The following is an 18,094-nucleotide window of genomic DNA, read 5'->3' as shown; positions in this document are numbered from 1 at the left end:
AACAAGAAAGCCGGCCTCTCCTCAGCGCCGGACACCGCGCTGTTCTTCGCCAACATCAACCGCTGCCTGACGCCGCCGCTGCGCAGCAATCTGCCGAACATCGTCAACGATGGCACCACGGTGTTGCTCGACAGCTACGATCGCTGCGCCGCGCCACAGCCGGTGAATTTCTACACGATCGACGGCGGTGGCCATACCTGGCCCGGCAATCACTATCAGCTGGGTTTTGCGGGCCGCACCACACAGGACATCGATGCCACGCGGGTGATCTGGGATTTCGTCAGCAACTACTCCCGCTGAGCTGAACACCGCTGCGGGAGCGGTCTACAGCCAGCCTTTCTGCCGCGCCAGCCGATAGGCCTCGATGCGGTTCGCCGCACCGAGCTTGCCGATCGCTTCCGACAGATAGTTGCGCACCGTGCCGTGTGACAGGTGCAACTGGGTGGCGATCTCCGCGGAGGCCAGGCCTTCGCCGGCCAGCCGCAGCACGCGGCGCTCGCGTTCGTTGAGCGGGTCCGGCTCGCCCCAGGCTTCCAGCGCCAGCTGTGGATCGATCACCCGCCCGCCGTGCTGCACCTTGCGCAGTGCTTCGGCGAGCTGTTCGGCCGGCGCATCCTTGAGCAGATAGCCGACCACGCCGGCATCGAGCGCCCGGCGCAGGTAACCGGCGCGAGCAAACGTGGTGACGATCACCACCTTGCAGCGCAGGCCGCGTTCGGCAATCCGCGCCGCCAGTTCCAGGCCGCTGAGCCTGGGCATCTCGATGTCGGAGACCAGCAGATCGGGCTTCAGCTGCTGCACCGCCAGCCAGGCCGCTTCACCGTCCGCGTAAGCGCCGACCACATCGATATCCGCTTCCAGATCAAGCAGCGCGGACAAAGCCCCGCGCACCATCGCCTGATCCTCGGCCAGCAGCACGCGGATCGCGCCCAGCGCCTTGCCGTTGCTGATGGCGTCGCCGCTCATGCCAGCGAGGCCGGCACGACGGCAGCGATCGGAGCCGCTACAGGATGGGTCGGCAGCCGCAGGCTCAGACGGGTACCGCGGCCGGGTGGGGATTCGATGCTCAAGCTTCCGCCGAGCGCTTCCAGGCGCTGCCGCATGCCCTGCAGGCCGTTGCCGAACCGGCCGTCGTCGATGCCCCCGCGGCCATCGTCGGCAATGCTCAGTTCGATCGCCACGCCATCCTGCTGCAGGTCCAGCAGCACGTTGGTGGCACCGGCATGGCGATGGACGTTGGTCACCGCTTCACGCAGGCACATCGCCAGCGCGGCATCGACGCTCAGCGACAGTTCGGGCAGCCGCTCGGCACCGCTCAAGGCCACGCCGGAGGATTCCAGCAGCAGCCGGGCCGAGACCCGTTCCGCGGCGAGACCGCTGGCGCGAATGCCGGTGACCGCGGCACGAACCTGGGTCAGCGATTCGCGTGCGACCTGGTGCAGTTCGCGGACATGCTCGCGCGCCGCCTGCGGATCACGCTCGAACAGACGGTCGGCCAGCTCGCTCTTGATCGCGATCAGCGACAGCGTGTGGCCAAGCAGATCGTGCAGATCGCGGCCGATGCGTTCGCGCTCGGCACTTGCGGCGAGTCGCCGGACTTCCTGCTGCGACAGCCGCAGTTCGCTGTCATGGCGAGCGTTGATGCTGAAGAACAGGTTGAGCAGGCCGATGATGGTGCAGGTGGCGACCGCGCCGATGGTCACCGGCAGCGGCAGCCGATCGAGCAGGGCAGTGACCGAGAACATCGCCATGAAGGCTGCCAGCCACAGCAGCGAGCGCTTCGGCGTGGTGCAGAACGGAAACAGTGCGCAGGCGTAGATGGCATAGGACCAGGTCTTGGTCGTCGGCAAACTCACCAGGCCGAGCACGGCGATCGCGACGGTGTAGTGGACAACTCGGGCGCCGTCGCCATACCAGGCTTTCAGATACAGCCACAGGAACAGCGGCACCGTGGCGTAGGTGCCTGCGGTGATCAGCAGGCTGCTGTCCTTGCGCATCCAGGGCGCGGCGAACACCCAGAACAGCCAGATCAGATGCAGCAGCGGAAACCAGCTGCCGCCGGTCAGCAGACCACCGCGCCCGATCCGGATCGCGATGCACTGAGGGTGCGGCCTGAGCAGGGTTTCAAGCATCGAGCGGCGAGGGCTGGCTTCCGTCCGATGCTGAGGCCCGCAGGTGGACTGGGCAAGCGCTGCGCTGACGTCGTTCATGGCGGCTTACACCCACCAGCCGTTGGTGATGAAGATGCGACGGCTGGCACCTTCTGTCTCCACAGCCTTGGTCGTTGTTGCCTTGGGCGGCGCGTATTGCGTCCGCGACGCCAGCGACGGAGACGATGCCGAGATGCGCGACCAGGCCGCGGTATGCGGCAGCCCCAGCACCCCGAAGCTGCCGACGATGCAGGCAGCTGCGACCAGCTTCCGGATCAGGCCTTGCAGCAGGTACTGCTTCGAGTTCGACGGGTTCATCAGGTATCCCTCCGTTGTTGCGGAAAGATTAGAACCTGTAGGGAGCCGTGAGCAGTTCAGTGCGTCAGCGAAGCGCCATGACAACTGTCATGCCGTGGCCCCGGAAAAGCTAATCGCGGAAGCGCTTGAGCAGATCGCCATAGGCCTCGATGCGGCGGTCGCGCAGGAACGGCCACCAGCGGCGCACGTTCTCGGAACGCGCCAGGTCGATGTCGACGACCAGCACCTCGGCGTCCTCGGTGCCGGCGCGGGCCAGGAACTCGCCCTGCGGGCCGGCGACGAAGCTGGTGCCCCAGAACTTCGCGCCGTCGGTCAGAGCGCTCGGGTCCGGCTCGTAGCCGATGCGATTGGCGACCAGCACCGGCAGGCCGTTGGCCACCGCATGCGAACGCTGGATCGTCACCCAGGCTTCGCGCTGCCGCTCCCGCTCCTCGAACGGATCCGCCGGATTGGCGCCGATCGCGGTCGGATAAAGCAGCAGATCGGCCCCGGCCAGCGCCATCAGCCGTGCCGCTTCCGGATACCACTGATCCCAGCAGACCAGCAGGCCGAGCTTGCCGACGCTGGTCTGGATCGGCTCGAAACCTAGGTCGCCGGGCGTGAAATAGAACTTCTCGTAGTAGCCCGGATCGTCCGGGATATGCATCTTCCGGTACTTGCCGGCGAGGCTGCCGTCGCGCTCCATCACCACCGCGGTGTTGTGATAAAGCCCCGGCGCACGACGCTCGAACAGCGAGCCGACCAGCACGATGCCCAGCTCCTTCGCGAGCCCGCCGAGCCATTCGGTGGATGGTCCGGGAATGCTTTCGGCGAGATCGAACAGATCGGTCGATTCGTGCTGGCAGAAGTACAGGCCGGTATGCAGCTCCTGCAGCATCACCAGCTGCGCGCCTTGCGCGGCCGCTTCGCGGACGCCGGCTTCGCTGGCGGCGATGCTGATCGCCCGGTCACTGGAACAGGCTTGCTGGACCAGGCCGACTCTCAGGTTCTTGGTCTTCGTCGTCATCGCGTCTCTCAGTGGGCCGGCAGCTGCATGGTCACGCAGTGCAGGCCGCCGTACTGCTGGATCAGCGCATTGCAGTCGATGCCGATCACTTCGCGATCCGGGAACAGCGGCCGCAGGCGGCACAAGGCTTCCTCGTCGAGCGCCTGGCCGTAGATCGGCACCAGCACCGCGCCGTTGAGGATCAGGAAATTCGCGTAGCCGGCCGGCAGGCGGCGGCCATCGTCGGCATCGAAGATCGCCTTCGGCAGCGGCAGGCCGACCAGCTTGTACGGCTTGCCCTGCCAGTCGCGCAGCGCCCGCAGTTCCTCGGCCATCGCGGCGAGATCGGCGTAGTGCTCGTCGGTTTCGTCTTCGCAGGCCTGGTAGGCGATCGTCGTCGCATCGCAGTAGCGGGCGATGGTGTCGATATGGCCGTCGGTGTCGTCACCGATCAGGTCGCCGTGTTTCAGCCACAGCACGCGGTCGAGACCGAGCTGGTCTTTCAGCAGCGTTTCGATCTGCTCACGGTTCAAATGCGGATTGCGGGTATCGGCGAGCAGGCAGCGCTCGGTAGTCAGCAGGGTGCCGTGACCATCGACTTCCAGCGCCCCGCCTTCGAGCACGAAGTCGAGCGTTTCCACCGGCGCCGACCAGGCACCGTACTGATCGAGCTTAGCCGTCAGGGCGTTGTCGCGGGTCGCGGAAAACTTGTTGCCCCAGCCGTTGAAGGTGAAATCGAGATGGACGAAACCCGAGCCGCGCCGGACCGTGATCGGGCCGTGGTCGCGGGCCCAGACATCATCGTTGGCCACTTCATGGACGATCAGCCGCTCGCGCGGCACGCCGGCTTCGGTCAACCGCGCCTGCAGCGCGTCGGCACCGTCGGCAACGTTGACGTGCACGCCCTGATAGCGGCCGATGGCGACGGCAATGGCGATGAAATTGCGCTCGACGGCGTCGAAGTGACGGGCGAAATCACCGTCACGGCGCGGCCAGGTCAGCATCACGGCGGCTTGGGGCGCCCACTCGGGCGGCAGGGTCTGGCGGTGGCTCATGGCGAAATATCGGACCGGCTGGGGGCGTAGGCGAAGCCTGATTATCTCAGGTCCGCATGACGCTCCGCGGAAGCTCAGCTACCTGCTGATAACTCGTTGGTATTGAACAGCGGCGCCGGCCGATCCGGGACCACGGCATCGACAACGTGATCGTTCTCGAAGAACACCGAGAAACTGCTGTAGTCCCAACGGGTGATCCGCGGCTGAGCCGGCGAACTGCCACCGACGGCCGCATGGCGGAGTTTCGGTTCTCCGTAGTGCTTCAGCACTTTCGACTGCACTTCGCCGCGTGCGGGCAGATCGACGCTCGTGTCAGCGGCAGGATTCGCCGGCAGCGTCAGCACGTCGGCAGTCACCGGCAGCACGGTGACGAGCAGACCGAACCCGCAAGCAGCGATCGTCTTGTGCATGGGAGTGCGGGCCTGAACCGAGGGGGCGGGAGATCGGGAAAAAGGATAGCACCGGGTCGCGAACAGGAAACTCGCGGCGCGGTGCGTTCATCGCCGGCCTGCATCCGCTCATCACCCCTCGTCCGTACACATGGTCATGAATGAGGGACGCGTGGCCATAGTGGTCGCGGCGCTGGGTCCCGATGATTTACCGAGGATTCGGCATGTCGCGTTTGCCGAGTCCTGTGGTTCACCCAGGGGTTGGAACTTGGCCGGTTCCGCGCAAGCGGGACCGGTTTTTTTACGCCTCGATTCAGTATTCAGGCCTTGGCGAGCGCCTGCGCACGCAGCTCCGAAATGATGCCTTTCAGCTCCGGCACGCAGGAGCCGCAGTTGGTGCCGCATTTCAGCTTCGCCCCCAGCTCGGCCGGCGTTGCACAACCGCCTCTGACGGCCGCTTCGATGGTCTTGCGGCCGACGCCGTAGCAGGAGCAGACGGTGGCGCCGGCATCGTCGCCACGGGCCAGCGGTTCACCGACCAGCAGGCCGATGCGGTCTGCCACTTCGAGCTGATCCTTGGCGAACAGGCTCGACAGCCAGGCACGCGAGGGCAGATCCGGACGCGGCGAGATGAACAGGCAGGCCTCGATGCGGCCGCCGACGATCAACGCGGCGCGATAGATGTTGGCGGTGCTGTCCTCGTACTCGAGCCAATCGGCGTCTTCGCTAGCGCCGAGCATCGCTCTGGCGCGGCTGGCCCAGCTGGCATCGCTGCGCCGGCCGGCGAGTTCGTGGCGGGTATAGCCATCGCCGGTGATCCTGGTCCACCAGGCGGCATCGGCGGTCAGTGATTTCAGGTCGCCTTCACGACTCGAGTCGCCTGATTCGCCGTCCCGGTTCAAGGCAAAGCCATGCCAGGCGACCAGGAACGGTTCGACCCGCGCCGGCGTGTGCTTGAACTCCGGCTCGCCAGATACCGGATCGACCACCGGATTGACCAGTGCGCCGACTCTCGCGTCCGACGCGAACTGGGCGTTCCAGTGGATCGGCACGAACACGCTCTTGCGCGGCATTTCGCCGGACAGCCGTACCCGCACCACGCAGCTGCCGTGCGCCGAGGAGACCCGCGCCAGTTCGTGCTCGCGCACGCCGCAGAGCAGTGCGTCCTGCGGATGCAGATCGACGAAGGGTTCGGAGACGTGAGTGGCCAGACGCGGCGCCAGGCCGGTACGGGTCATCGTGTGCCAGTGATCGCGGACCCGGCCGGTGTTCAGCACCAGCGGATAGTCGTCATCGAGCCGCTGGCCCGGCATCTGCGGCGTGGTCGGCACGAAGCGGGCGCGGCGGTCCGGCGTGTAGTAGCGGCCGTCGGCGAAGACTGCCGCCGGTGCGGCAGCAACTGGCCAGCGGATCGGCTGCAAGGCGTCATAAGCCGTCTTGCCCAGACCGATCAGGCCGGACAGGTTCAGATAGCGCGGCGAAGCATCGTCGGCGTTACCGAACGCCGTCAGCCGCGCATGCTCGTCGAAGATCTCGTCCGCCGATTGATACGGGAACTGCGCGCCGTAACCCCAGCGCCGCGCCACTTCGGATAGCGCCCACCAGTCCGGGCGTGCTTCGCCGGCCGCAGGCAGGAAGGCGCGCTGGCGCGAGATGCAGCGCTCGCTGTTGGTGACCGTGCCGTCCTTCTCGCCCCAACCCTGTGCGGGCAGCAGCACGTGGGCGTAGGCGGTGGTATCGGTGTTCGCCATCACATCGGAGACCACCACCAGCTCGCACTTGGCGAGTGCGCGCTTGACCTTGTCGGCATCGGGCAGGCTGACCACAGGATTGGTCGCCATGATCCATACCGCCTTGATCTGGCCTGAGTCGATCGCATCGAACAGGTCGACGGCCTTCAGGCCGGGCTTGTCGGCGATCGCCGGGCTTTGCCAGAAGCTCTGCACCAGTTCGCGATGCGCCGGCGCATCGAGATCGAGATGCGCGGCCAGCATGTTCGACAGACCGCCGACTTCACGGCCGCCCATCGCGTTCGGCTGGCCGGTGATCGAGAACGGCCCGGCACCGGGCTTGCCGATACGGCCGGTCAGCAGATGACAGTTGATGATCGCGTTGACCTTGTCGGTGCCGCTCGACGACTGGTTGACGCCCATCGAGAACGCGGTGACCACTTTCGCGGTGCGCGCGAACAGCCGATAAAACTCGGCGAGCACCGATTCCTGCAACTTGCATTGCGCGGCCACCGAACGCAGATCGCCGGCGGTGTTGTCGGCAATCGCCATCGCTCGCGCGAGGCCCGAGGTGTGACCGTCGGTGAAGGCGGTATCGACGACGCCATGCTGGTGCAGGAAGCTCATCAGGCCGTTGAACAGCCAGACGTCGGTGCCCGGGCGGATCGGCAGATGGAGATCGGCCATCTCGCTGGTCGCGGTGCGGCGCGGATCGATGACCACCAGCTTCATCTCCGGCCGCCGCTCGCGCGCCTTGACCAGACGCTGGAACAGGATCGGATGGCACCAGGCGGTGTTCGAGCCGACCAGCACCACGAGGTCGGCCAGCTCCAGATCCTCGTAGGACACCGGCACGATGTCCTCGCCGAACGCGCGCTTGTGGCCGGCCACCGCGGAGGACATGCACAGCCGCGAATTGGTGTCGATATTGGCGCTGCCGATGAAGCCTTTGACCAGCTTGTTGGCGACGTAATAGTCCTCGGTCAGCAACTGGCCGGAGACGTACCAGGCCACGCTGCCCGGGCCGTGCTGATCGATGATCCGCTGGAAGCCGCTGGCAACCTGATCGAGTGCGCTGTCCCAGCTAACACGCTTGAAGCCATCGGCTTCCCGACGTGCCGGATAGAGCAGCCGGCCCTTCGGCAGCATGGTTTCGCCGAGCGCTGCGCCCTTGACGCACAGGCGGCCGTAGTTAGTCGGGTGCAGGGTGTCGCCGGCCACCTCGACCTTGTCCGCTTTCACCGTCACGGCAACGCCGCAACCGGTGCCGCAGTAAGGGCAGGTGGTCAGGATCACCGGGTGAGTCTGCGTGCTGCCGTCCATCATGCTGCCTGGGGCTCGCAGTAACCGCGTCCAAACAGCAGGCGCTGGCGCAGCGCACTGATGTCGACGCGTTTCTGCATCAATTCGAAATACCAGGGGCCATCGCCGACTTCGCCGTAAAGCACCACGCCGACGATGCAGCCGCCCTTCAGCACCAGGCGCTTGTAGACGCCGCGGCCGGGATCGCGCAGCACCAGGTCTTCGCTGTCCTTGTCGCCGATGAAATCACCGGCCGAGTACAGATCGATGCCGGTGACCTTCAGGCGTGTCGCAGTCACCGAGCCCGAGTAGCGGCGATGGCCGAGGCCGGCGAGATGCGCGGCGCAGACCTTGGCCTGTTCCCACAACGGCGCAACCAGCCCATAAACGTTCTTGCGGTGCTGCACGCATTCGCCGACGGCGTAGATGCGCGGATCGCTGAGGCTCTGCAGGCTGTCGTCGACGACGATCGCCCGCTCGACATGCAGGCCGGCGGCTTTCGCCAGTTCGACATTCGGCCGGATGCCGACCGCCATCACCACCAGGTCGGCGGCGATCTCGCTGCCGTCCTTGAACTTGATCGAGGTGACGCGTTCACTGCCGACGATCTCGGCGGTGTTCGCTTCGAGCAGGAAGCGCATGCCGCGCTTTTCGAGTGCAGTCTTCAGCAGCTTCGCGGCTGGCTTGTCAAGCTGGCGCTCCATCAGGCTGTCCATCACGTGGACGACGCTGACGTTCATGCCCTGGCGCAGCAAACCGTTCGCCGCTTCCAGCCCGAGCAGGCCGCCGCCGATGACCACGGCATGGCGATGATTGCGGGCTGCAGTCAGCATCGATTCCACGTCGTGGATATCGCGAAAGGCGATGACGCCGGGCAAGGTGTGGCCGGGCACCGGGATCACGAACGGCCGCGAACCGGTGGCGATCAGCAGGCGGTCATAAGGCACTTCGAGACCGCTGGCAGCGACCACGATCCGGCGCTGGCGATCGATCGCCGTGACCATGTCGCCGCTGTGCAGCGTGATGCCGTTGCGGGCGTACCAGGCGCGGTCGTGAGTGACGATGTCCTCGAACACCTTCTCGCCGGCCAGCACCGGTGACAGCAGGATGCGGTTGTAGTTGCCGTGCGGCTCGGCACCGAACACGGTGATGTCGAAGGCATCCGCTTCGAGCTTCAGCAGCTCCTCGACGGTGCGGATGCCGGACATGCCGTTGCCGATGACGACCAGCTTCGGGCGCGTCTTTCCCTCGACAGCAGGCGCGTTCACGACGCCCGCACCATGATCGCGCCGTCGTCGCCGCAGGTAACGGCCCAGGCCTTCACCGACCAGGCTTCGTCTTCCAGGCAGCGGCCGGTCTTCAGGCACAGATGGTTCTTGTAGACCGGCGAGGCGACGACCAGCGCTGGCCCGGTTTCGGTGCTCAGCTCGCCGATCAGGCCGCGGCTCAGCACGTTGGCCTGAGAGCGCACATCGAAGTTGTCGATCGCGAATATCCCGTTTTCTGGGCCACCCTCATCACCGTTCGGCGCCACGACCCGGAACACCGCGACCTGCGCATCACCCACCTTCGCGCAGACGCCGGTGTTCGGCACGATGTCATCGCGATGGCAGACGAAGGTCCAGCTGGCAGCGTCGGTCATGGCGCCACCTCAAGCTTCTTCTCGAGTGCCGATTTCGGCCGGATCTGACCGCGCTCGTCGACGAACTGGATGTTGCTGTCGGTATCCGCAGAGTTCACGAAATGGCTGAAGCGCTTCAGCGTTTCCGGCGTGGTGATCGCCTTCTTCCACTCGCATTCATAGGTTTCGACCTGGCGCGCCATGTCGGCTTCCAGCTCGGCGCAAAGGCCCAGCGAGTCGTCGATCACCACCTTCTTCACATAGCTCAAGCCGCCTTCGAGATTCTCGATCCAGGTCGCCGTGCGCTGCAGGCGATCGCCGGTGCGGATGTAGAGCATCAGGAAGCGATCGATCAGCTTGATCAGCGTTTCATCGTCGACATCGCTGGCCAGCAGTTCGGCATGGCGCGGCTTCATGCCGCCGTTGCCGGCGACGTACAGATTCCAGCCCTTTTCGGTGGCGATCACGCCGACGTCCTTGCTCTGCGCTTCGGCACATTCGCGGGTGCAGCCGGACACTGCCATCTTGATCTTGTGCGGCGAACGCAGGCCGCGATAACGCTCCTCGATCCTGATCGCCATGGTCACCGAGTCCTGCACGCCATAGCGGCACCAGGTGCTGCCGACGCAGGACTTCACCGTGCGCAGGCTCTTGCCGTAGGCATGGCCGGACTCGAAACCGGCGGCGACCAGCGCGCCCCAGATCTCCGGCAATTGCTCGACCCGCGCGCCGAACAGATCGATGCGCTGCCCGCCGGTGATCTTGGTGTACAGGCCGTAATCCTTGGCGACCTGGCCGATGACGATCAGCTTGTCCGGCGTGATCTCGCCGCCCGGAATGCGCGGCACCACGGAGTAGGTGCCGTCCTTCTGGATGTTGGCGAGGTAGTAGTCGTTGGTGTCCTGCACCGAAGCGTGCTTGGGTTTGAGCACGTGCTCGTTCCAGCAGCTGGCGAGGATCGAGGCAACGGTCGGCTTGCAGACATCGCAGCCGCGGCCCTTGCCGTGGGCAAGGATGGTGTCGTCGAAAGTCTTCTGGCCACCGACCTTGACCAGATGGAACAGCTCCTGGCGCGAGTGCGCGAAGTGCTCGCAGATGTGGTTCAGCACCAGCACGCCGGATTTCTTCAGCTCGGCATCGAGCACCTGCTTGACCAGCGGCAGACAGCCGCCGCAACTGGTCGCCGCCTTGGTGCATTTCTTCAGCGCACCGAGGCTGGTCGCGCCGCCTTCGATCGCAGAACAGAGATCGCCCTTCGAGACGTTGTTGCAGGAGCAGATCGACGCCGTCGCCGGCAGCATGTCGATGCCGATGCCTTTCGAGCCGCCTTCCACACTCGGCAGGATCAGCGATTCCGGCTGTGCCGGCAGCGGAATGCCGTTCAAGGCCATCTGCAGCAGGGTGCCGTAGTCGTTGGCTTCGCCGACCAGCACCGCGCCGATCAGCAGCTTGCCGTCGGCGGTCACCACCAGCTTCTTGTAGTGGCCGGCGACGTCGTCGTTGAACAGATAGGTGAGGCTGCCCGGCGTCGAACCTTGGGCGTCGCCGATCGAGGCGACATCGACACCGAGCAGCTTCAGCTTGGTGCTCATGTCGGCACCGTTGAACTGCGGCGCGGCTGCGGCGGCATCACCGGCAACGATCTGCTTGGCGACGATGCGCGCCATGTCGTAGCCCGGTGCCACCAGACCAAAGATCTTGCCGTTCCACAGCGCGCACTCGCCGATCGCGTAGATGCTCGGATCGGAGGTCTTGCACTGGTTGTCGATCAGGATGCCGCCGCGCTCGCCGCGGATCAGGCCGGCGACTCTGGCCAGCTCGTCGCGCGGCCGGATGCCGGCCGAGAACACGATCATGTCGGTCTGCAGCTGGCTGCCGTCGGCGAACTTCATCGCATGACGGCCGCCGACGCCGAGACCTGCGCCGTCAGTGATTTCCAGCGTGTTCTTGCCGGTGTGCACCTGCACGCCCATCGCTTCGATCTTGCGCCTCAGCAGGCGGCCGCCCATGTCATCGACCTGCACGGTCATCAGGCGCGGTGCGAATTCGACGACATGCGTCTGCAGGCCCATGTCCTTCAGCGCCTTCGCGCATTCCAGACCCAGCAGGCCGCCGCCGACGACGACGCCGACCTTGGACTTCTTGCCCCACTCGGTCATCGCTTCCAGATCTTCGATCGTGCGATAGACCAGGCAGCCATTGCGATCGCGGCCGGTGACCGGCGGCACGAACGGATAGGAGCCGGTGGCCAGCACCAGCTGGTCGTACGGCACGGTCTCGCCATCTTCGAGCTGCACGAGCTTCGCAGAGCGGTCGATGCCAACGGCCTTGGCGTTGAGCTTGAGGGTGATGTTGGCGCGATCGAAGAAGCCCGGCGTGACCAGCGACAGATCGTCCGCGGTCTTGCCGCTGAAGAATTCCGACAGGTGCACGCGATCGTAGGCCGGGCGTGGCTCTTCGCAGAGCACGGTGATGGCGAGGTTGGGTACGTCGGCCAGCTCTTCGAGCAGCTTGTGGCCAACCATGCCGTTGCCGATGACGACGATTTTCATGGTGAGTCTCTGTTGTTTTTGGTGTGTTGCTGTTTCGCTTTGCTCCTTCCCCCGTTTACGAGGGAAGGCTGGGATGGGGGCGGTTGGGCTTGGCGCTAACGTCAACCGCCCCCTCTCCAGCCCTCCCCCGCAAGCGGGGGAGGGGGCTTTTGAGTCTCAAGCCGCTTGCGCCTGCCGCTCGGCCACCGCCTGCTCGAACAGTTCCTGCTCGCGGGTCTTGTGCTCGGCGGTGAAGCGCACCGCGATGGCACAGATCGCCGACAGCGTGACCAGGCCGCCAAGGATCAGCAGGCAGCTCTGGGTGTTCGGCGACGCCTTCATCAGGAAGCCGGCAGCGACCGCACCGACATTGCCGCCGGCGCCGATGATTCCGGCCACGCCACCGAGCGCATTGCGATCGATGAACGGCACCAGCGCATAGGTCGCGCCGCAGGCCATGTGGGTGAACAGACCAAAGGTCAGCATCGCGACGATGGCGATGGCGACGTGATCCATCTGTGCCCACCAGAGCAGGCCCAGACCTTCGCCGACCATCAGCACGAACAGCAGCAGGGTGCGGCCGTCGAGACCCTTGACCTTGGCGATGCGATCGCTGGCGATACCGCCCAGTGCACGGGCGAACAGCGCCAGCAGGCCGAAGGTGCCGGCCGCGAACCCGGCGGCTTTCAGCGACAGGCCGAAGCGCTCGACGTAATAGAGTGCTGCAACGTTATGGATAAAGATCTCGACGCCGAAGCAGGCGCCGTAGGTGACGAACAGCAGCCAGACGCGGTAGTTGCCGCAGGCGCGCTTGAAGCTGGTCAGGCCGACTTTCTTGCCGGTATCCGGCATCAGGCCGGTGGCGCGCAAGGTGTCGTAATTGCCGGCTGGGCAGTCCTGCGTGAACTTCCAGTACGCCCAGGCCATCACCAGCATCAGCACGCCCGGTACCAGCAGCGCAATGCGCCAGCCACCGGCCTGTTCGACACCGAACAGCGCCAGCGCCACGACGATCAGCGGCATCAGGGTCTGCGTCGCACCGCCACCGGAATTGCCCCAGCCCGCAGCTGCGGCATTCGCAGTGCCGACCACGTTCGGCGCGAACATCACGCTGGTGTGGTACTGGGTGATCACGAAGCTGGCGCCGATCGCACCGATCGCCAGACGGAAGAACAGGAAGCTTTCATAGCTCTGCGCAGACGCCACGCCGAACACCGGAATGGCACCGAACAGCAGCAGGCCGGTGTAGGCCTTGCGCGGGCCGTAGCGATCGCAGAGCGGGCCGATAACCAGGCGCACCAGGATGGTGACGGCGACGGCGGCAATGTTGATGTTGGCGATCTGGTCCTTGGTCAGTCCGAACTCGCCCTTGATGATCGGCATCAACGGGGCGCAGGCGAACCAGGCGAAGAAGCAGACGAAGAACGCCATCCAGGTCAGATGGAAGGCGCGCATGGCGGGAGAGGAGAAGTCGCTGAGTGCGACTTTCGTTGCCTTGGCGAGATAGGTGGGAGACGTGGTGACGGACATGGTTGCTCCAATGGATAACGTGAGGTCTGCGGTCGCCATTGGCCGCCAAGAGATGCTCACGTGATCGCCGTTAACCACGTGGGACTGTTGATAGCAAAGGCTGTGCCGTTTCTGTACGGCCTTTTCAAACAGGGGCTTGCAGCATCATCAGACGCTGCTTGAACGAATTTGAGGCCCAACAACGGTGCGTGGAGCCGCCTGTTCCGCAACGGTGCACCGGAACGGACGAATGCCCGGAAAAGGCCCCGCGCTCCGAATTGCCCGAGCGCGGGGAGATCACTGCGGAACGTGATTCGGCGGGGCCAATCCCGCCGCGTTCAGACGGCGATGGGGTGGCCCTGACGCTCGTGCAGGAAGCGCAGGATGTCGGCGCGCAGCGCGTGGTAGCGGGGGTCGGTTGCCAGCTGCAGGCGATGACGCGGGCGGGGCAGATCGATGCTCAGCACTTCACCGACGGTTGCCGCCGGGCCATTGGTCATCATCACCACGCGATCGGACAGCAGCACCGCTTCGTCGACATCGTGAGTGATCATCACCACCGTGTTGCGGCTCTTGGCCTGGATGTCCATCAGCGCGTCCTGCAGGTTGGCGCGGGTCAGCGCATCGAGCGCGCCGAAGGGCTCATCCATCAGCAGCACTTTCGGCTCCATGGCCAATGCCCGGGCAATGCCGACTCGCTGCTTCATGCCGCCGGAAATCTCGTTCGGCCGCTTGGCCTTGGCATGAGTGAGGCCGACCAGCGCCAGTGCGGCGTTGGTACGCTCGGCGAGTTGTGCCTTGCTCTCCTTCGCACCGAACACCCGTTCCACAGCGAGATGAACGTTGCCGAAACAGGTCAGCCAGGGCAGCAGCGAATGGTTCTGGAACACCACGGCGCGTTCCGGGCTCGGGCCGTCGATTTCGCGACCGGCCAGCACCGCGCCACCACGCGCCGGTTCCACCAGCCCGGCGATGACGTTCAACACCGTCGACTTGCCGCAGCCGGAGTGACCGATGATGGTCACGAACTCACCTTGGTCGACCTTGATATCGACTTCCTGCACCGCGACGAAACTCTGGCCGCGGGCTTTGAAGACGACTGAAACATTGTCTATTTCTAGATAAGCAGTCATCTCAATTGCTCCGGTAATCAAAGCGCCTTGCGACGAGATTCATGCCTTGCTCGATAGCCAGACCGACGACTCCAATCACGACGATGGCGATCAGGATGTGTGACCCAATATTCACATCGAGATTGTTCCATTGGTCTCCCCTTATCGGTGAGCCGATGAAAAAAAATGGATTGCTATTCATCGTCATTCCTCAATTCGAGCGGTAATCAAATCGCTTGGCAACCAGATTCATCCCCTGCTCGATGGCCAGGCCGACGACTCCAATCACGACGATGGCGATCAGGATGTGTTCCATATTCAAGTTGTTCCACTCGTCCCATAACCAGAAGCCGATGCCGACGCCGCCGGTGAGCATTTCGCTGGCAACGATCGATAGCCAGGCGATGCCGAGCGCCAGCTTGGCGCCGGTCAATACATAGGGAATCGAGGCTGGCAGCAGGATACGGGTGAACACCGTCCATTCGCTGAGGCGCAGCACCCGGGCCACGTTCAGATAGTCCTGCGGCACGCTGGCGACACCGAGTGCGGTGTTCAGCAACATCGGCCAGATCGAGCAGATGAAGATGGTGAAGATCGCCGCCGGATTCGCTGCCTGGAACACCGCCAGACCAATCGGCAGCCAGGCCAGTGGCGACACCGGGCGCAACAGCGACACGATCGGCTGGAAGGCCCGGCTGATCATCGTGAAACGGCCGAGCACGAAGCCGAGCGGAATGCCGACCAGCGCCGCCAGGCCAAAGCCCTGCGCGACTCGGCTCAGCGAGGCCAGCAGGTTCCAGCCGATGCCCTGATCGTTCGGTCCCTTGCGGTAGAACGGATCGGAGAACAGTTCGATCGCCGAGGTCAGCGTCGATCCCGGTCCGGGCAAATAGTCCGAGCCCCTTGCGACCAGCGCCCAGATCAGCACCAGGGCGCTGATGCCGAACAGTGGCGGCAGTACGGCAGCGAGGCCGCTACGGGCCATCGTCGCCGCTCGCGAAGGTGCTGCCGGCAGCGTCAGCGCTGGAACAGGGCGAGTCCCGGCATCGTTGGCGGGTACTGCGTCCGGCAAGGTCTTGTTGGGGCGCACGAGTTTAGGTCTCGATGGCATTGCAGGGTTCGTCCTAGGCCTTGATCGCAAAACCGCTGGCGTAGGCGGCTGCCTTCGAGGGATCGAACACGGTGCCGTCGAACAGAGTCTCGGTCTTCAGCGGACTGGCCGGCACCGATATGCCGAGCGTCTTGGCAACGCTCGAATACAGATCGATCTGGTTGACCTGCTTCGCCACGGCCAGATAGTCGAGGTCTTCCTTCAGCAGTCCCCAGCGGCGCAGCTGAGTCAGGAACCAGACGCCGTGCGACAGGTACGGGAAGTTCACCTCGCCGTCGGCGAAGAACTTCATGTAGTCCGGATCACTCCACTTCTTGCCGAGCCCGTCCTCGTAGTTGCCCTGCATGCGGCCGAGGATCACCTGGGGCGGCGAGTTGACGTAGGCCTTGCCGCCGATGATCTCGGAGACGCTGGCGCGGTTGGCCATCGCATCGATGTGCTGGCTGGCTTCGATCACCGCCGCAGTCATCGCCCGCGCCGTATTCGGGTACTTGTTGACGAATTCCTGAGTGGTGCCGAGCACCTTTTCCGGATGGTTCTTCCAGATCGCCTGCGAGGTGGTCGCCGTGAAGCCGATGCGATCGAACACCGCGCGGGCGTTCCAGGGTTCGCCCACACAGAAGCCATCCATGTTGCCGACTCGCATGTTGGCGACCATCTGCGGCGGCGGGATGACGATGTTCTTCACATCGCGGAATGGATCGATGCCGTTCGCAGCCAACCAGTAGTACAGCCACATCGCGTGAGTGCCGGTCGGGAAGGTCTGCGCGAAGGTGTATTCGCGGTCCTTCTTCATCACCGCCTTCTTCAAGCTTGCGCCGTCCTTGATGCCAGCCTCGGCGAGCTTGTTCGACAGAGTGATGCCCTGACCGTTGTGGTTGATGCCCATCAGGATCGCCATGTCCTTCTTCTGCGAGCCGATACCGAGATGGGCGCCATAGACCATGCCGTAGAGGATGTGAGCGGCGTCCAGCTGACCGAGCAGGATCTTGTCGCGCACGGCGGCCCAGCTCGCTTCCTTGGAGATGGTCACGTTGAGGCCGTACTTCTTGAACAGGCCCAGCTCGCCGGCCATGACCACGCTGGCGCAGTCGGTCAGCGGAATGAAGCCGATGGTGATGTCGGTCTTTTCCGGCTTGCCGAAATCGGCGGCACCGACCGTGGACAGGAACGCGGGAGCCACGCCGCCGAGCAGGATCGCGGACAGGCCGAGGTTCAAGCCACGGCCGAGAAATTCTCGGCGCGAGGCATCGGCGGGGACGACAGGCAGGGATACTTTCATCGGGATTCTCGAAGTGGCGTCGTGATCAGAACTTGTATTCGGCGTACAGCCAGCCGCGCCGCACATTGGTGGCCTGGCCCGCGACCACCGGAAACTCATCGGCGAAATAGGCGGCGAACTTGGCGAACAAGGTGAAGTTGTCGAGCACCGGATAGCTCGCCAGCAGGTCGACTTCGTTACCAAAATGCGGGCCCGCGTTGGCCGAGAAATCGTGGAAGACGGCGGTCAGGCTGGTCTTGGCAACGGTGGCGCCGAACGAGGCATACAGGCGCTGCAGGCCGTCCGTCGGGGTGATCAGGAATTGGTCCGCCCAGCCGTCGAAGGCATGCGTGGTGGCCAGCGGCGTCTGGAAACTGGACACGCCATTGCCGCCGAGCACTTCGTAGCCGGCCGTCGCCTTCAGCTTCTTCCAGCCGACCGCCGCTTCGGCCAATCCGTAGCGGTGATCCCGGTCGGTACTGCCGCGCCAGTCCTGCTGCCCGGCGTATTCGAGCGTGTAGGAGACGCTCAGCGTCTGCACCGGCACCGTGCCGGTCGCGCGTATCCCGATGGTTTCGCTGTTGGCGAGCAGGCGTCCGACGGCGGCACCGGGCACCACGCCGAAATCAAGGAAATAGCCGTAGCCGGTCACCGTCAGCAGCTTGTCGATGACCTTGGTCGAGGCGTTGAACAGATGGCCGTCGATATCGAGACGGTCGACATTGCGGCCACCGATCGCGAAGTTGCGGAACGAGTTGACGCGATCGAGATGCGCGTAAGTGATCGTCGTCTTCGGGATCAAGGTGGTGGTCAGCAGCGCGGCGTCGAAGGTCTGCTCGTCCTGGCGCCAGGCGACACCGCCGACGAAGCGCTGGTTGTCGAAGTTGATGCGCTGGCGGCCGTACTTGATCTGCGTGTTCGGCAGACCGGCGTAGCGCAGCCAGACCTGGTTGATCTCGTGCACCTGGGCGTCGGCGATCACCGGGTAGGTGCTACGGCCGTTGCGCAGCGAGTTGTAGC

General features: G+C 64.7%; 16 protein-coding genes and 1 pseudogene. 1 reads left to right on the top strand and 16 read right to left on the bottom strand.

Going from position 1 to position 18,094, the window contains the following annotated elements; genetic code table 11:
- Positions 1-300: pseudogene (locus Q0D45_RS01415) on the top strand (hypothetical protein); the annotation flags it as partial.
- A gap of 24 nt (positions 301-324) precedes the next feature.
- On the opposite strand, the gene Q0D45_RS01410 reads toward Q0D45_RS01415, so the two are convergent.
- The 16 genes from Q0D45_RS01410 to Q0D45_RS01335 form a co-directional block, all read right to left on the bottom strand.
- Positions 325-966 carry a response regulator transcription factor gene (locus Q0D45_RS01410; RefSeq protein ID WP_293387540.1) on the bottom strand — a complete coding sequence of 214 codons (642 nt, stop codon included), beginning with the start codon at positions 964-966 and terminating at the stop codon, positions 325-327.
- Positions 963-2,210: a sensor histidine kinase gene (locus Q0D45_RS01405; RefSeq protein WP_293387538.1), complete on the bottom strand. Its 1,248-nt coding sequence runs from the start codon at positions 2,208-2,210 to the stop codon at positions 963-965. Before Q0D45_RS01405 ends, Q0D45_RS01410 begins: the two co-directional genes overlap by 4 nt.
- A gap of 6 nt (positions 2,211-2,216) precedes the next feature.
- Positions 2,217-2,468, bottom strand: coding sequence for a hypothetical protein (locus Q0D45_RS01400; protein WP_293387536.1), 252 nt, complete (start codon positions 2,466-2,468; stop codon positions 2,217-2,219).
- Positions 2,469-2,577: 109 nt separating this feature from the next.
- A complete protein-coding gene (locus Q0D45_RS01395; RefSeq protein WP_293387534.1) occupies positions 2,578-3,474 on the bottom strand; it encodes a carbon-nitrogen hydrolase in 897 nt (298 codons plus the stop codon).
- Between the two features lie 8 nt (positions 3,475-3,482).
- Complete coding sequence (locus tag Q0D45_RS01390; protein ID WP_293387532.1) at positions 3,483-4,508, bottom strand: agmatine/peptidylarginine deiminase; 1,026 nt, start codon at positions 4,506-4,508, stop codon at positions 3,483-3,485.
- Positions 4,509-4,582: 74 nt separating this feature from the next.
- Positions 4,583-4,918, bottom strand: a complete 336-nt coding sequence (locus Q0D45_RS01385) for a hypothetical protein (RefSeq protein ID WP_293387530.1) — start codon at positions 4,916-4,918, stop codon at positions 4,583-4,585.
- A 299-nt stretch (positions 4,919-5,217) separates the two neighbouring features.
- A complete protein-coding gene (locus Q0D45_RS01380; RefSeq protein ID WP_293387528.1) occupies positions 5,218-7,953 on the bottom strand; it encodes a nitrate reductase in 2,736 nt (911 codons plus the stop codon).
- Positions 7,950-9,197, bottom strand: a complete 1,248-nt coding sequence (locus Q0D45_RS01375) for an FAD-dependent oxidoreductase (RefSeq protein WP_293387526.1) — start codon at positions 9,195-9,197, stop codon at positions 7,950-7,952. The genes Q0D45_RS01380 and Q0D45_RS01375 overlap by 4 nt, the downstream gene beginning before the upstream one ends.
- Positions 9,194-9,571: a nitrite reductase small subunit NirD gene (gene nirD, locus Q0D45_RS01370; RefSeq protein WP_293387524.1), complete on the bottom strand. Its 378-nt coding sequence runs from the start codon at positions 9,569-9,571 to the stop codon at positions 9,194-9,196. Before nirD ends, Q0D45_RS01375 begins: the two co-directional genes overlap by 4 nt.
- Entirely contained in the window at positions 9,568-12,102 is a 2,535-nt protein-coding gene (gene nirB, locus Q0D45_RS01365; protein ID WP_293387522.1) for a nitrite reductase large subunit NirB, read from the bottom strand. Before nirB ends, nirD begins: the two co-directional genes overlap by 4 nt.
- Before the next feature lie 156 nt (positions 12,103-12,258).
- Entirely contained in the window at positions 12,259-13,611 is a 1,353-nt protein-coding gene (locus Q0D45_RS01360; protein WP_293387520.1) for an MFS transporter, read from the bottom strand.
- 317 nt (positions 13,612-13,928) lie between these two features.
- Positions 13,929-14,723 (bottom strand): ABC transporter ATP-binding protein, encoded by a 795-nt coding sequence (locus Q0D45_RS01355; RefSeq protein ID WP_293387518.1) that lies wholly within the window; start codon positions 14,721-14,723, stop codon positions 13,929-13,931.
- A 1-nt stretch (position 14,724) separates the two neighbouring features.
- Entirely contained in the window at positions 14,725-14,904 is a 180-nt protein-coding gene (locus Q0D45_RS01350; protein ID WP_293387516.1) for a hypothetical protein, read from the bottom strand.
- A gap of 9 nt (positions 14,905-14,913) precedes the next feature.
- Complete coding sequence (gene ntrB / locus Q0D45_RS01345) at positions 14,914-15,687, bottom strand: nitrate ABC transporter permease (protein ID WP_366946301.1); 774 nt, start codon at positions 15,685-15,687, stop codon at positions 14,914-14,916.
- A gap of 139 nt (positions 15,688-15,826) precedes the next feature.
- Entirely contained in the window at positions 15,827-17,095 is a 1,269-nt protein-coding gene (locus Q0D45_RS01340) for a CmpA/NrtA family ABC transporter substrate-binding protein (RefSeq protein ID WP_293387512.1), read from the bottom strand.
- A 25-nt stretch (positions 17,096-17,120) separates the two neighbouring features.
- A partial coding sequence (locus Q0D45_RS01335) for an alginate export family protein (protein WP_293387510.1) occupies positions 17,121-18,094 on the bottom strand: 974 nt, incomplete at its 5' end.

It is taken from the genome of Nevskia sp., from assembly GCF_023266035.1.
Classification (GTDB): domain Bacteria; phylum Pseudomonadota; class Gammaproteobacteria; order Nevskiales; family Nevskiaceae; genus Nevskia.
This window is presented reverse-complemented; position numbering and strand designations above follow the sequence as displayed.

Bases quoted from the DNA above. Each gene is read 5' to 3' on its own strand.
- Q0D45_RS01340 (WP_293387512.1), bottom strand. From the start codon at position 17,095: ATGAAAGTATCCCTGCCTGTCGTCCCCGCCGATGCCTCGCGCCGAGAA.
- Q0D45_RS01385 (WP_293387530.1), bottom strand. From the start codon at position 4,918: ATGCACAAGACGATCGCTGCTTGCGGGTTCGGTCTGCTCGTCACCGTG.
- Q0D45_RS01355 (WP_293387518.1), bottom strand. From the start codon at position 14,723: ATGACTGCTTATCTAGAAATAGACAATGTTTCAGTCGTCTTCAAAGCC.
- Q0D45_RS01410 (WP_293387540.1), bottom strand. From the start codon at position 966: ATGAGCGGCGACGCCATCAGCAACGGCAAGGCGCTGGGCGCGATCCGC.
- Q0D45_RS01350 (WP_293387516.1), bottom strand. From the start codon at position 14,904: ATGAATAGCAATCCATTTTTTTTCATCGGCTCACCGATAAGGGGAGAC.
- nirD (WP_293387524.1), bottom strand. From the start codon at position 9,571: ATGACCGACGCTGCCAGCTGGACCTTCGTCTGCCATCGCGATGACATC.
- Q0D45_RS01390 (WP_293387532.1), bottom strand. From the start codon at position 4,508: ATGAGCCACCGCCAGACCCTGCCGCCCGAGTGGGCGCCCCAAGCCGCC.
- Q0D45_RS01380 (WP_293387528.1), bottom strand. From the start codon at position 7,953: ATGATGGACGGCAGCACGCAGACTCACCCGGTGATCCTGACCACCTGC.
- Q0D45_RS01405 (WP_293387538.1), bottom strand. From the start codon at position 2,210: ATGAACGACGTCAGCGCAGCGCTTGCCCAGTCCACCTGCGGGCCTCAG.
- ntrB (WP_366946301.1), bottom strand. From the start codon at position 15,687: ATGGCCCGTAGCGGCCTCGCTGCCGTACTGCCGCCACTGTTCGGCATC.
- Q0D45_RS01360 (WP_293387520.1), bottom strand. From the start codon at position 13,611: ATGTCCGTCACCACGTCTCCCACCTATCTCGCCAAGGCAACGAAAGTC.
- Q0D45_RS01400 (WP_293387536.1), bottom strand. From the start codon at position 2,468: ATGAACCCGTCGAACTCGAAGCAGTACCTGCTGCAAGGCCTGATCCGG.
- Q0D45_RS01395 (WP_293387534.1), bottom strand. From the start codon at position 3,474: ATGACGACGAAGACCAAGAACCTGAGAGTCGGCCTGGTCCAGCAAGCC.
- nirB (WP_293387522.1), bottom strand. From the start codon at position 12,102: ATGAAAATCGTCGTCATCGGCAACGGCATGGTTGGCCACAAGCTGCTC.